Here is a 13,063-nt window from a genome sequence, read left to right on the forward strand (position 1 = left end):
TGCTCCCGTTAAAAAACGCGTTGTAGGTCGTAATCGTTGTTTTTGAATCCCCTGATTTCGAGGATCTCGGAGACATGCCGCATCTCGCCGGTGCGCTTGAAATGCACGACGTAGTTGAAGCAGTCAGCGATGTTTTTGCGCATGTCTTCCAGCTCCCACCGCGATCCGGTCGGGATGCCCAGCATGGCGAGCGATTCGAGGCGGCTCAGCGCCGTGCGCCCGTTGTTTGCGTGGATGGATGCGAGGCCGCCATCGTGGCCGGTGTTGAGTGCCTGCAGCAGGTCGTAGGCTTCGCCGCCCCGGACTTCACCCACGATGATGCGGTCGGGGCGAAAGCGCAGGCACAGCGCGACCAGCAGCTGCGTCGTCACGTTGGTGTCGGCATTCGAGAGCAACCGAACCCGATTGGGCACGTGCAGCTTCAGTTCCATCGTGTCCTCGATGGAAATCACCCGCTGGTCGGACGGGATCTGTTCGATCAGCGCGTTGAGGAACGTCGTCTTACCGGCGGACGTGCCACCGGCGACGAGCACGTTCTTGCGCGACTGGACGAGCGCAACGAGCGCACGCATGAGCGCTTCGTCCTGAGCGCCCTCTTCAAAATGAATCGCTTCCGCGTACTCCGGCCGAGCGTTCGCTGCCGAGAACGCTCCCATGCTCACGTAATCGGCAAGCGTGAGCTTTGACTCGCGATGTTTCCGGATGCTCAGCGCATGCCCGTCGATCGACGTCGGGCTCATGACCGCCGCGATACGTAGATTCTTGTGGCCCGCGTTGATGATCCCTTTATCGCTTCCCGCTTTCGCCGACTTTTCAACAGACGAGGCGAGCGAATGGATCGCGCCTTCGAGCTGCTCGGGGCGCAGGTCGATGTTTTCCCGCGTCATCACACCGCGCCGTTCCACCCAAACGTTGCGGTAATCGTTGATCATGATTTCCGCGAGGTCGGGGGCGTCGAGCAGCTCGCGCAGCGGCGAAAGCGCATGGAAGAACATGCGCACGGCCTCTGCTTCGAGCGGGCGCAGCTTTAAGAGTTGATTGTCGGCAGATTCGGACATGCGATGCTTTGTGAGCGATCTAACATGTCGAGTATTGTTGTGGTTGCGCTGTGCCTGCGGATTTGGAAAGAGAACTCAAATCGAGCGGCTTTCAGCACTAGCTGGAGAGCGCGTTTCGGGCACTGCGCGCACGTTTAAACAACGGTGCGCTAGGAATTATCATGATAATTCTGGTTAGGGGAAAAGAGATATGAAAACGTATCTCTTTCTTCGAATAAGCCGATCCTATCGATGTTACCGGTCTGGGGTTGTCGCGCCCACAAGAGGCGTAAACGAAAAAAGCCCCGCGCGTGGCGGGGCTTCGTTCTTCATCAGATGTTCGGGCCAAGCCCGGGTTAGCAAATCACTTCCATCGTTTCGCCAAACGGCGCTTTACGGGCGCGCGGCAAGGGCGTGGTCGATGCCCAGAGGACGGGGTAATGCGGCGCGACCGTTGGAAAGCGCCCGTCCATATCTGTCAGATAGACCAGAAAGGCGGGATTCAAACCATCTTGCGCCACGCGACTGAACGGGTCAATGAACGCTGTCCCACCTCCGCCGCGCACCGGTTTGATCTCCGGCGAGTCGCCCCGCTCGAAAATCTGCACCTGCGTCACGCGCGTATCGCAATCCATCACGATCAGCCGCGCCGGTTTCAACGAATGGAACACAGCGAGGATCTCCGCGTCGAACTGCGCCTGCGTTTCATCGAACACTGAACCGCTCGAATCGCGCACGAAAACCGCATCGCCAATCGCCGGTGTATGCAACGCGGGCAGATAGAACCCGAGATGCAGATACCGCCGGTTGGGCGTCGCGAAGCTGTAGTCTGACGGCGACGACTGCTGCGCAAAACGATGCAACACCGCCCGCCAGTCGACGACCGGCCGCACCGCTTCGCCTGCCATCGCCTGCAGATCGCCCGGAAGCTTCCCGCGCATCGCGGCCGCTTTCGCGGCTTGCGTTACGGCAACCTTCCACTCCGCTTCCTTCACCGGCTTGTCCGGACCTTTGAAGGGCCGCACTTCACCGAACGAGCCAGGTGGTGCAGCTTGATCGCCGGGCGACTGCCCCGGCGCAGCGCCGTCCTGGCCACCGGGCTTAGACGCTTGCCTGGCATCTGGCTGCGGCAGCCCGTTTGGACCGGGCTGCAGCTGTTGGCTCTGCGGCGGCTGTTGCTGCGGCGGCTGCTTGGGCGGCGATTTCTGCTGCTTTTCCTTCGCCTCCTGCGTCAGCAAACCGTAGATCTCTTCCGCCGACTTGCCCGTGTACCGCGCATCGACGAGTGCCCCTTTCGGCAGAACCATGCCCGATGACAGCACGATCGGATTGATCGCGTAGTCACAGGCATCGTTCCATCGATCGGGGTCGCGTGCGCCCTGCCGCCAGCAATGGCCGTTGGCCACGTGCAGGACTTCGTGCGCAACCACGCCGCGCACTTCGAGGTCACTGAGTGACTCCAGATATGTCGGGTTGTAGCCTAACGTCTCGCCATCCACCCAGAACGTTTTAGCGGACGGATCCTCGCGGACATTCAGACGGAGCGCGAGCGCCCCGAAGAACGGCTGCGAGAGCACGAGCTCGGTTCGCTGCCGGGCAATGCGCGGATGGACCGCGCTACTGCCCAGCACAACATCGTTGCGGTCCATGACGCCCCCTTATGCGACGAGACGCAACTGCAGCGAACGGTCCGATTCGACTTCCATCGGTTCCGGCTGCATGCCCATGAACGCGGCCATCAACCCTTCAATCTCCTGTGCCTTGCTGGCCACCTGAGAACGAAGCACGCGCGAATCCTTCAACTCCGCGCCCGTGTGAACCGCCAGATGCGCCTTGGCCTGCTCGAGGATGTGCGTCAGTTGCGGGTCGTTCGAGAAGTTGAGCTTCGGCAGCAGCGCGCATAGGTCTTGTACGTTGTTGGCGACGTCCAGTCGGACATTGCCGGTCGCGTACAAGCGATTGGCCATCTGCGAAACCGCTTCGTAGAGACGCCGCACCAGGTCCTCGTTTGCCGTGGCGATCGAGGCCAGAACGTGCTGGTCGAGTTCGCTCTTGAGCGTGGTGAGCACGTTCGCCGGCAACTCAACACCGAACTGGCTGGCATCCGGGAACGGCAGCACGGCCATCTTCACGCCGAACTTGGTGGACAGCTCAGCGAGCGTCGGATAGTCCGCCTCGTTGAACAGCCCATTCAGTTCCTGACGCGCGGCTTCCTTCAGGTTCAGGTAATCGGTCAGGAACACGGAAACCGCCAGGTCGAACTCGTCTTTCAACGAGCGCATCTTTTCGGCGAATTCCATGTAGACCATCGTCGGCAGCAGGCGCACGCCCAACTGATCGTACTTCAGGGTGTGGTCGTAGAAGTACGAGCGAATGCGTCCAGCCAGCGTCACGACTTCGGCGAAGCTTGGAGCATGCTCCGGCAGCAGGCGTTTGTTGAATCTGCCGATGCCCTTCGCGTGGTGCTTGTTCTCGACCTCCTCGGTCACCTTGCCGTCGTAACGGCGTGCGACCCAGGTGGAAATCGTCACCGAGCACAGCATGACCTTCGATTGGATAAAAGTGATGTCCATGAAAAAACTCCGTATAGAAAGGGGAATGGTTGAAACAAAGAGAAAGGCCCTGCGCGTCCGAAGACACGACAGGGCCGAGAGGTAAAGCAGAGAAAAAAGTGAAACTGAGAACCGGCTTACTCCCCGCGGATGATCTTGCCGATCTCGCCACCTTGCGCTGTGATGAACGCGTACGAGTTCTGTATCTGCGGTGAGCGCTGGACAGAATCTCTCACCAGCAGCGCCGCGAACTCGCGGTGCCCTTCACCGATCAGACGCTCGGTGTAGCGCACGACGCGATCGAAGTTGTTTTCGTTCGCGCGTGCCGCAAGCGCTGCCGCGATCGCGTACAACGCCGAAGGCGTCGTCGGGATCATGGCCGTGTCGGGCGCGAGAAGAATCGCGTCCGGATTCGGCAACTCGCGGAAGATTTGGAGGAACGCGACCAGTTCCGTCGCGGCGCCCTCTCCCACCGAACCGGCGTAGGAGATGTGCTCCAGATGCTTGGGGACTACATCCATGGTTTTGGCCACGAACCCCCAGCTACGCGGACTCGGTGCGTTTTCGATATCCCGCGACGTTTTCTGCACAGACAGCAAGTCCGGGCGAAAGCGCAGGAACGCGATGAGCGCGGGCGGGATGTTTTCGCGCACGGCCCACTGCGTCCAGCCTTCGATCGAGGGCTCGAGTTCGACTACCGTGGCGAAACGAGAGATCACCGGATCGAGAATTCCCGATACACCGGCGTTGTCCGTTCGACGGTTGGTGGCCGCAAGAAACGTCACCTGCGGAGGCAACACGTGCTCACCGACACGCCGCGCGAGCAGCAATTGCATCTTCGCGGCTTGCACGGCGGGCGAGGCCTGCCCAAGATCGTCCAGAAACCAGATGAGCGGGCGTCTGGAGGTCATCGCGCGTTCCAGATCCCCGAACGGCAGGAACTTGGCGGTCGCGCCGTCGGGCGAAGGAAACGGCAACCCTTTCGAGTCGGTCGGATCCTCGACCACCGGGTGGCTGATGAGCAGTTCGTGATCAGTTGCATGCGCGGTCTGTTCGACGATGTCGCTTTTGCCGATGCCAGGGCGGCCGGTGATGAGCACCGGCAGGCGTTTCGGGACGTACAGGGAGAGAAGTTCAGTGAGTTGAGCGGGCGTGACTTTCATAGTGGCTTCCAATAAGGAATTGAGAAGCCCCAAAATGACTACGCCCGTAGGGACGTGGTCCCTTAGGAGCATTAATACAGCGAGAAGTAAAAAGCCGGCTCGTAGCCGGCTGGGTCGATGCGTCGATGACGCGGTTGATAAGTGCAGTGTATGGATCAGGCGCCGCCGCGAATCGTGGAAAGATCGCTTTTTTGCGGCGTCTTAACGCTTTGGCACAGTCAGTCCGGCCCGCTCACCAGACCAAGGACATCAAGGGTGATCAGCGGGAGAATCCGGGGCACGTTCGGCAGCGCATTGTGCTCGGCGCTGGATCGATTACTGGCCTCGAGCGCGCGATCGTCAGCTTCAGACCAGCCTCGATCCTGTTCCTACGCGATCTGATGAAGGGTGCAGCCCCCTCAAAGACTCGCTTCAAGTTTTGAATTGCCATGAGGCTCCTGCGATCTGTTGAACCGAAAAAAACCCAGCACGAAGGCCGGGTTGTTAGAGAGATGAATTGTCAATTTGCTCGACTTTCCAACGACACGCGCGCGTAGGCGAGCGTGCCGTCATTCGCACGAAGCGATACCTGCAGGTGACGTACAGGGTCGGCCAGTGCGTAACGCACACTGGCACCCTGCCGGACGCTGACGATCTCCGAAAAGCCGTCGGCAATTGTGCGATCGACCCAGTCCGCCCCGGTCAAGACCGCGCCATCATCAGTGCGGACTCGCGACATGAGCGCAATTTCTCGCGCGCGTGCAATTTCGTGTGCGACTCGCCGCGCTCACACTGCGATACCGACAGGCGGTCCCACTCCGCCTGCTGTGCTTCTTCCATGCCCGCCAGCTCGAAGATCGCTCGGCGCCGCGCTGCGGCGCGAACCCCAATGAGCTTGATGCCGAAGACTTCCCGCACCGCCAGCTTCGTCCCGCGGTTCGCGTCGTCAGGCCGGTCGAGCACGCTTAGCAGGTACGACATGTCTGCCTCCTGAATCGCTTTCGCGAGGTCGTTGCCGTACTTGTGCGTCGCGCGGCCATGATCGAGCACCGCCAGTTGCTTCCCCAGTTCGTAATCGCGCAGGCTGATCGACCCGTCCGCACGCGCCTTGTCGAGTTCGCTCAAACGCTTCTCGCGTGCCTGATCGGCCAGCGTACGCCGGAGTACTTCCGCGAACTTGCATGACGGCTGTCCAACGTCCACCGGCTTCAGATATGCATCCGGCAGCGAGTACGGATCGAGCACTCCCTTTGCATACAGCAGGTCATCAATTTCCACCGTAGACGGCTCGTTTCGAGCCAGGCCCATGACCATGATCAGCAGCGCCGCGTTTTGTGACGTGATCGCCAGTTTCGAATGGACCATCACACGCACAAGTGGCGCGAGCTTGGAAAGCGGGAGCGCGCCGCGCAGTTCGGGCACGGCAAGCAGCGGTTTTGCCCATCGCAAGTCCGTGTCGAACTTCGACAGCGACGTGTAGTCGTCGATTACGGACTGTGGAACAGGTTTGCCACCGGCGAGCCCGTAGGCCACATGGACCTCATGACGACCGTTACGCTGACCGCTGCCCTCCACCACCGGACCCGCATAACGAAAGCCAAAGCGCCGCTCGGCCTCCTGCTGCAAGACTTCGAACAGATTCAAACCGCGACCGCCCGACCTGCTTTCCTCCCCGTTGGCTTGGGCCACCTGATCGGACGAAAACAGATACAGGGGCTCGCGAGCCAGATCGAACGCGAGATAGAGCAGTTGCCAGTGATCGCGGCGGATCTGCCAAGGCTGCAGTGCGGCAAACGATGGTCTGAAGTACGCCCCGTCGATTTCGTCGATGAGCGACAGGAAGATGCTCAACGCGGTGCCGGGCCTGCGCACGGTCAATTTGCCGTTGAAACGGGTGACTGAAACCGGATTGTCGAAGAAAGCGAGGGTAATGTCGGCCGCATCGAGACTGGCGGTAAGGTCGTTGCCCCGGAAGAAGCTCAGCACTTCGAGCATTGTGCGGAAAGACTGCGAGAAACCTGCGAAGGAAAGTCGGTACATGATCGATTGCTCGGAAGAAAAGCCAGGCAATCGATTCCCGTCGGGTCGATGCCCGGCAGGGGTTAATTGCGCCTGATGGCGCGAGAAATGTGATAACAGCTTTACGCGGCGTCCAGCAATCGCGCCATGACACGCGCGAGTGACCACGCGTGGTCGCTTGAAAAGACTTTCGCACGCAGCAACGGCAGCACCGCGTACGTACGCTCGGTCGAATCCGTGAGCGGTCGGCGGCTGATCCAGTCGACGTGGATGATCCACCCTTCCGAACTGCCGGTGCATACAGACACGGCGATCCTGTCTTGCGAGAACGACTGCGGCCACGATCTGCTGTGGCGAGCGCCATGAACCGCCTCGTTGGCATCGTCGCTCATATTGGCCGGACACAGCCATTCGGGCTCAAGCTCGGTCTTGCACAACACCCGGCACAGATCTGAAAACACTTGATTCACCGTTTTGCCTTCAGTATCCAGCCGAGCGACAGTTTTGATATCGACGGCGCCGACGGCAGTGACGCCGATCGGCAGTGAGACAGTGGTCGGTTGATGCATAGTGCGGTTCCTAAAATGCAAAACGCGCCCGTAGGCGCGTATTAACGATGGACGAAAAAAAGCCGCACCCCTTGAGGTGCGGCTAGCCTATTTGACCCAGTTCACACTGCGTCGATTCATTTGCCCCAGTCCCGCTCACGATCGCGCTTTTGCCCGTTGTGGTTTGTCCACATGAAGAAGCCTGCGATGGAGAGGCCAAGCACCAACGTAAAGATTGTTGCGCCCACGTCATTCTCCTTTCATATGTAAGAATCCTGCATACCACAATACTACTCCAAGGACGACGAGAGCAGCAGTACCTAATGCAGTTGCCCAAACCCAAACTGCCGAGGAGTGCGCATATCCAACCGCGCCACCTATCGATGCTGCCGACAAGGTGTGCAGATAACGACCATTTTGCTGCCGCTGATCCTTCGACGGATTGGCGATCGCATAAAGCCGGTCTCGCAGCCCGGGCCCCGGATCGGGCGGCACCGAGACAACGTAGGTACCATCCGGCCTCGTAGACACAGGCAACACATAGCCCTTGTAGTCAAGGCTGAACACCGGCGAACACTCTGCTTCCTGCATCACGGTCATCAAAAGCGCTAGCCGCGGCGGAATGGCGACTACGCCGGAAATGACGTCAAGGGACACTCTGTCCGTCAGCGTCAAACCGCAGGTGTATTCCACCTTGACTCTCGCCAGCTTCATTGGCGACCTCCGCACGTCAAGTCGATACCGCCGGCGAGGCGCAAGCCGTCGAGCATCGCCAGATAGCCGTCCGTCGTTTCAAGCTGCTGCAGGGAAACGTGGTTCTCACCACCGCCGGTCAGATCCGAACGACCGCGTCGGGTTCTGAAACTCAGCGCAACGCCCGATCCGCACCGCCGCTCGATCACGTCGACAAAAAACGTCTCGGTACGAAGCGAAACCCGCATCGTCGGACTGCCGCGGCGCGAATCGTTGACGATCTCGTGTGCATTCGAGGTGAGCCGCAAGTCGTGCGCGACGCGTCGGAGGACGCGCGTTGCATGACGCTCGAGAGCCGCTTTCGCGCCGGAGTTGGCGCTGCTGCGGTCCGCGTAAAACATACGGGGAAATTTCATGATTACCTCGGAAAAGATGAGGCAGGTCCCTTGCGGGAAGCCTGCCCCACAAGGGATTTGCGCGGTTTGCACCGTGCGCTGAAGGAATCGTGGCTACTTAATCAGTGGGTGATCCGGTATCCGGACCCGTTGGAGACGAGGAAGACTTGTTGGCCAGGGGCGAACTGCTGGTCATCGACCTGCGTCACGACAACGGTTGCCCCATTAGCACGGCGAAGGAAGACTTCGACGCCACTGTGACGCGACATGACTGAACCGACGCGCTGCGCGACCAGTCCGGAAACCGAACCGGAGAGCGCGCCCGCAACATAGCGGCCACGACCATTGCCGATCACCTGCGAGCCGAGAAACGCGCCGGCCGCGGCGCTCACGATCGATGACAGGCCCGACGAGTCGGACGAGTTTTCGATCGTGATCGGACGCACGCGCAGGATGGTGGCCTGCTCGTACTGTCCGATGCGCTGAACGTCGTAACGCTGATACGTGTTTGGCGAGCCAAAGTCGGCCGTTGCGCAGCCGGTGAGCGCCGAGAGAAGAAAGACGGTGCAGAGAAGCTTGAACATGGAATGCCTCGACGAAGAAATCGGGCAATCCGCCCTTGGGGGCTGGTTTGCCCCATAGGGAGAAAAGAGAACAACGAAGCGAAAAGCCGCGTTGCGTTCAGCGCGTGACGGACGCGATCGCGATCGACACGAAGACAACGGCGACAACGAACGACAGAATTTTCCAGGCTTCGGCGTCCTGCTTGGCGTACCAACCGAGACTGCTGAAAGCGTGTTTGAGGACCGGGAACATGAGCCACTCCTTGAATAGACGAGGAGCCGCCCAGATGGGAAAGCTCCCATCAGGAAAGAAAAAAGGCGACCACAAGGGGTCGCCAGAAAAAAGCCGTCCGAGGAACACGGCCTGAGAGAGAAAAACATGACTCCAGCGCACTGGAGGGGTCGGTCGATGCGCAGGTGCGCGGGGAATGAGGCAAGTGTACGGACAGCAATGGCAGCGGCCGGTCGGAAACCTCGCGATTTTTATATGCCTTTCGAAAAATGGAAGTGGCGAGCCGATTACCGCTGATGGCCACGCCGTCCGTTCGGCGCGCCATGATTGGATTGCTGCGCTTGCGCATTGTTGGACCTTCGACGGCACGAGGCTTGCGCGCCAGTCAGCGCGCTAAGCGCACCCGGCCAACTACAAAGCTTCGGAGACAATCATGAAACTTCTCACCACGCATGACGGCTTGCCGCGCCTGTCATGGGGCGCGGTCATCGCGGGCGTCATCCTGTCGATGATCGTGTATCTGATCATGAGCGTCCTTGGTACGGCCATCGGCGCTTCGCTCCTCTCGCCGTTGGCAAAGGCAGACACCTTGCGCGGCTTCGGGTTTGGCTCGGGCATCTGGGTGATTGTGACGACCGTGCTCGCGGTATTCATCGGCTCGTATTACTCGGGACGGTGCGCGCCTGTGCTGGGATGGCTGCATGGCCTACTTTCATGGGCAGTCATGACGCTGTTGATCGTCTATGGAACGACCTCCCTCATCACCGGCGTAGTCAGCACGGCCGGCAGCGTCGCCGCGACCAGCGCTCAAGTCGGCGCGACCGCTGCCAATCAAGCCGGTGGCGGAAATCAGATGGTCGATTCCGCGAAACAGCAGATCCAGGCCGCGATGGCCTCGGCGGCCTCGGCCGCATCGAGCCCCGACGCGGAACAAAACGCGCGGCAGGCGGCTGATACCGCCGCACGCGGGGTGGCTCGCGCGAGCTGGTTCTCGTTTGCAGCACTCGTCGTTGGCGCCATCATTTCCATCGTGTCCGGCGCAGCAGGATTTCGCCATCAGCCTGCGTTCGAGGACGCTGGAGGCGCAGCGACCGACGACGCAGCGACGGTACGCAGTCGCACCATCCGAGCCGGTGGGCGTCTTTAAACAGAATTGACGATTGGGAGAGGCCCATGGAGCCGAATGAATCAACTGCCGCTGACGGAACGTCGCCCTCCGGTTCGACGGACGAAGTCCGGCTATCGGCCGTACGAGAGGAATTGGCGGTAGGCGTTCGGAAAGTCGAGACCGGCGCGGTTCGTGTCCACAAGCTCGTGCACGAAGAAGTGCAGCCCGTATCGATTCGCCTCCACACCAAGCGAGTTGGGGTCACGCGTGTGCCCATCAATCGCCCCGTAGAGCACCGCAGCGACCCCCGTCGTGAGGGCGACACCCTCATCATCTCGGTCTATGAATATGTGCCAGTCATCCAAATGCAACTGACGCTCAAGGAGGAAGTGCATATCACGACCACCCAGGCACAAGAGGACGTCATTCATCAGGTGCTGATGAACTCCGAAGAGATCATCGTAGAACGCCGCGAAGGCCCGGACGGCGAGTGGAAGCGCGATCCAGGTTTGGGGTGAACCGAACAAGCCTACACGGGAACGCGGGTTGCGTTACGGTTGCACGCGCTTTAGTCCCGGCTTGCGTAAGCCCCCCTATTTTGGAGACTGCAATGGCTCAGACAATTATCGGTGTGTTCAACACGTATCAGGATGCCGACCTCGCTCAGACTCGCCTCGAAAACGAAGGCATTGCCCGCACGGACATGAGCGTGCATTCGAACGATTCCGGTTCGACTGTCGCGACAGGCCTGCCCGCAGGCGAATCCGTTGCAGCCCGCTCGGGTGAAGTGCACGAGGGCGCCATGGCGCGTGTCGAGCATTTCTTCAAGAACCTCTTTGGCGATAGTGATCGCCCGGAGGAAGTCGGACACTACCAAGAAGCGGTCCGCCGCGGCAGCGCCCTCCTGTCTGTCGAAGTTCGAGATGATGCCGCCGCGGAACAAGTGCGGGATGCGCTGTACGCTGCGGGCGCCATCGACATCGATTCGCGCGTGGCGCAGTGGCGCACTGGCGGTTACAGCAATTACGACAACACCGCCCCTGCCTATACAGCTGATCAAATCGCGGAAGAACGCAAGGCTTTCCCCGTCGTGCAGGAGTCGCTGGAGGTCGGCAAGCGCGAGGTGCAAACCGGCGGTGTACGCGTGTATTCGCGCGTGACCGAAACGCCGGTCAGCGAATCGGTCAATCTTCGTGAAGAGCACGCGAGCATTGAACGTCGGCCGGTAGACCGTCCGGCCACGGCTGCCGACCTGAAGGAAGGCTCCGTTGAAATCAAGGAAACGGCCGAACAAGCGGTGGTCGCGAAGACCGCACGCGTGGTCGAAGAAGTTGTGGTGGGCAAAGAAGCTTCCAGCCGGACCGAGACCGTCAACGACACGGTTCGCGGCACGGACGTCAAGGTCGAGCGCACGGCCGGGACTGACGCTGGTGTAGTAGGTGGTACCGCCGCCCCGACAGCGGACGTCAAGAAGACGCAACTGTAAGGAATCTCGCCAGCCGCGCTGATGCGAGGCTGGCGTCCCGCATCGGCACTGATAGCCGAAGCAACAGTTTGCGAGATAAAAGATTCAACGGAGGGGAGGCTATGCAGATCTACGCCGAGACGCTCTCTATGGTCAGCGTCGATTTAAATGGCCAGCATATCAATGGCCGCTACCGCGTCACCGGACCGAGCGTTATCGCTTATTACGGCGACTTGGTGAAATTTGTGTCTTGCAGCAAGCAAGTGCCTGCCGAGCGCCTGGCGCAGTGGCTCCTGACCGACATGGCTATCCAGAGCCTACAAGACGATCGTTCGATCCAAACGCAGGCGAATCTAACAGAAAAAACGCCGGCACGAGGCCGGCGCTGAAAAGCTCGTCGGTTATCCGAGGGCCGTGACGAGCCTGAGAGAATGGTATTTTACCTTAGGCGCTTCCGAGCCTCCTCCCCGCGCTCATCTCTTTGCACACCCAGTTCGTTGCCTTGACTTCAGGCTGCCACTGCGAAGATGAATCATCCTCATCGATTCCTCTTCGCCATGTTCCAAGCCATTGACCTGTCCTCATTGCGCGCGCCGCGCATCAATCATCAACACGTCGGCGCGCGCGCGAGAGAGGTCGCCTTCACGCCCGAGGTTGCCGCGATGCTGGCATCGGATGCGGTCGTCGCGATTGGTGTAAGCGGGGGCAAAGACAGCGTGGCGTGCGCGCTGGCCGTCGCTCGCCATCTCGATTTAATCGGTCACAAAGGCCCGCGCATTCTGGTGCATTCGGACCTCGGACGCGTCGAATGGAAAGACAGCGGCCCCGCGTGTGAGCGACTCGCGGCGAAGCTCGGATGGGAACTGCTGACCGTGAAGCGGCAAGCGGGCGATATGCTGGTTATGGTGACCTTTGCGGTGTGAACAACTGCTGCGGCGCGCTGTTTAACGGGGACTCGAAGGGTTCGACTCTTCCCCGAAGCTAAGACGGTCAATAACTTTTATTCGGCGCGACCCGGCAGCACGATCATGTTGAAATCCGCTATCCGTGCAGCGCAGCAATGCAGCGCAGGCCCAGGTTCACGTCCACGCTTCGAGTGCCATAAGCCGCGGGTCGACGTCGACATCAAATTAAAAGGCAATGTCCTCGTCCGCTAAGGCTCAATGGCCGGTTTCTGGCGAGCAGATTGCCGGCGGGACCGCCTCGATTCGGCCCAGACCGTGTCAAAACTCCGAGAGAGCCACACTGTGCGCGGCGCTCCGCCGAGTGCATGAGCAAACTGCGAAGTCGCCGAACTTGATCTTGCTCT

Annotated in this window: 15 protein-coding genes; 5 read left to right on the forward strand and 10 right to left on the reverse strand. The window is 60.2% G+C overall.

Annotated elements, in window-relative coordinates:
• Window positions 1–8: 8 nt before the first annotated feature.
• The 10 genes from QCE79_RS35525 to QCE79_RS35570 form a co-directional block, all read right to left on the reverse strand.
• Entirely contained in the window at window positions 9–1,058 is a 1,050-nt protein-coding gene (locus QCE79_RS35525; protein WP_309852795.1) for an ATPase, T2SS/T4P/T4SS family, read from the reverse strand.
• Between the two features lie 335 nt (window positions 1,059–1,393).
• On the reverse strand, window positions 1,394–2,686 hold the full coding sequence (locus tag QCE79_RS35530) for a DUF2201 family putative metallopeptidase (protein ID WP_309852798.1): 1,293 nt from the start codon (window positions 2,684–2,686) through the stop codon (window positions 1,394–1,396).
• 9 nt (window positions 2,687–2,695) lie between these two features.
• Complete coding sequence (locus QCE79_RS35535) at window positions 2,696–3,610, reverse strand: hypothetical protein (RefSeq protein ID WP_309852801.1); 915 nt, start codon at window positions 3,608–3,610, stop codon at window positions 2,696–2,698.
• A 116-nt stretch (window positions 3,611–3,726) separates the two neighbouring features.
• Window positions 3,727–4,752 (reverse strand): AAA family ATPase, encoded by a 1,026-nt coding sequence (locus QCE79_RS35540; protein ID WP_309852803.1) that lies wholly within the window; start codon window positions 4,750–4,752, stop codon window positions 3,727–3,729.
• A gap of 499 nt (window positions 4,753–5,251) precedes the next feature.
• The gene (locus QCE79_RS35545) at window positions 5,252–5,437 is read right to left on the reverse strand and encodes a hypothetical protein (RefSeq protein WP_309852806.1); all 186 of its coding nucleotides are present in this window, start codon (window positions 5,435–5,437) and stop codon (window positions 5,252–5,254) included.
• Complete coding sequence (locus tag QCE79_RS35550) at window positions 5,434–7,050, reverse strand: hypothetical protein (protein ID WP_309852809.1); 1,617 nt, start codon at window positions 7,048–7,050, stop codon at window positions 5,434–5,436. Before QCE79_RS35550 ends, QCE79_RS35545 begins: the two co-directional genes overlap by 4 nt.
• Window positions 7,051–7,547: 497 nt before the next feature.
• On the reverse strand, window positions 7,548–8,012 hold the full coding sequence (locus QCE79_RS35555) for a hypothetical protein (RefSeq protein ID WP_309852812.1): 465 nt from the start codon (window positions 8,010–8,012) through the stop codon (window positions 7,548–7,550).
• Entirely contained in the window at window positions 8,009–8,479 is a 471-nt protein-coding gene (locus tag QCE79_RS35560; protein ID WP_309852814.1) for a hypothetical protein, read from the reverse strand. The genes QCE79_RS35555 and QCE79_RS35560 overlap by 4 nt, the downstream gene beginning before the upstream one ends.
• A 29-nt stretch (window positions 8,480–8,508) precedes the next feature.
• On the reverse strand, window positions 8,509–8,970 hold the full coding sequence (locus QCE79_RS35565) for a glycine zipper 2TM domain-containing protein (protein ID WP_309852817.1): 462 nt from the start codon (window positions 8,968–8,970) through the stop codon (window positions 8,509–8,511).
• Between the two features lie 97 nt (window positions 8,971–9,067).
• A complete protein-coding gene (locus QCE79_RS35570; protein WP_309852820.1) occupies window positions 9,068–9,202 on the reverse strand; it encodes a hypothetical protein in 135 nt (44 codons plus the stop codon).
• Window positions 9,203–9,614: 412 nt separating this feature from the next.
• On the opposite strand from QCE79_RS35570, the gene QCE79_RS35575 reads away from it, so the two are divergent.
• From QCE79_RS35575 to QCE79_RS35595, 5 genes are all read left to right on the forward strand, one after another.
• Entirely contained in the window at window positions 9,615–10,328 is a 714-nt protein-coding gene (locus tag QCE79_RS35575) for a hypothetical protein (protein WP_309852823.1), read from the forward strand.
• A 26-nt stretch (window positions 10,329–10,354) separates the two neighbouring features.
• Entirely contained in the window at window positions 10,355–10,807 is a 453-nt protein-coding gene (locus QCE79_RS35580; protein WP_309852826.1) for a YsnF/AvaK domain-containing protein, read from the forward strand.
• 92 nt (window positions 10,808–10,899) lie between these two features.
• Complete coding sequence (locus tag QCE79_RS35585; RefSeq protein WP_309852828.1) at window positions 10,900–11,775, forward strand: YsnF/AvaK domain-containing protein; 876 nt, start codon at window positions 10,900–10,902, stop codon at window positions 11,773–11,775.
• 101 nt (window positions 11,776–11,876) lie between these two features.
• The gene (locus QCE79_RS35590; RefSeq protein WP_309852831.1) at window positions 11,877–12,143 is read left to right on the forward strand and encodes a hypothetical protein; all 267 of its coding nucleotides are present in this window, start codon (window positions 11,877–11,879) and stop codon (window positions 12,141–12,143) included.
• 168 nt (window positions 12,144–12,311) lie between these two features.
• Entirely contained in the window at window positions 12,312–12,677 is a 366-nt protein-coding gene (locus QCE79_RS35595) for a hypothetical protein (RefSeq protein WP_309852834.1), read from the forward strand.
• Window positions 12,678–13,063: the final 386 nt, after the last annotated feature.

This window comes from Caballeronia sp. LZ003, assembly GCF_031451465.1.
Taxonomy (GTDB): Bacteria; Pseudomonadota; Gammaproteobacteria; order Burkholderiales; family Burkholderiaceae; genus Caballeronia.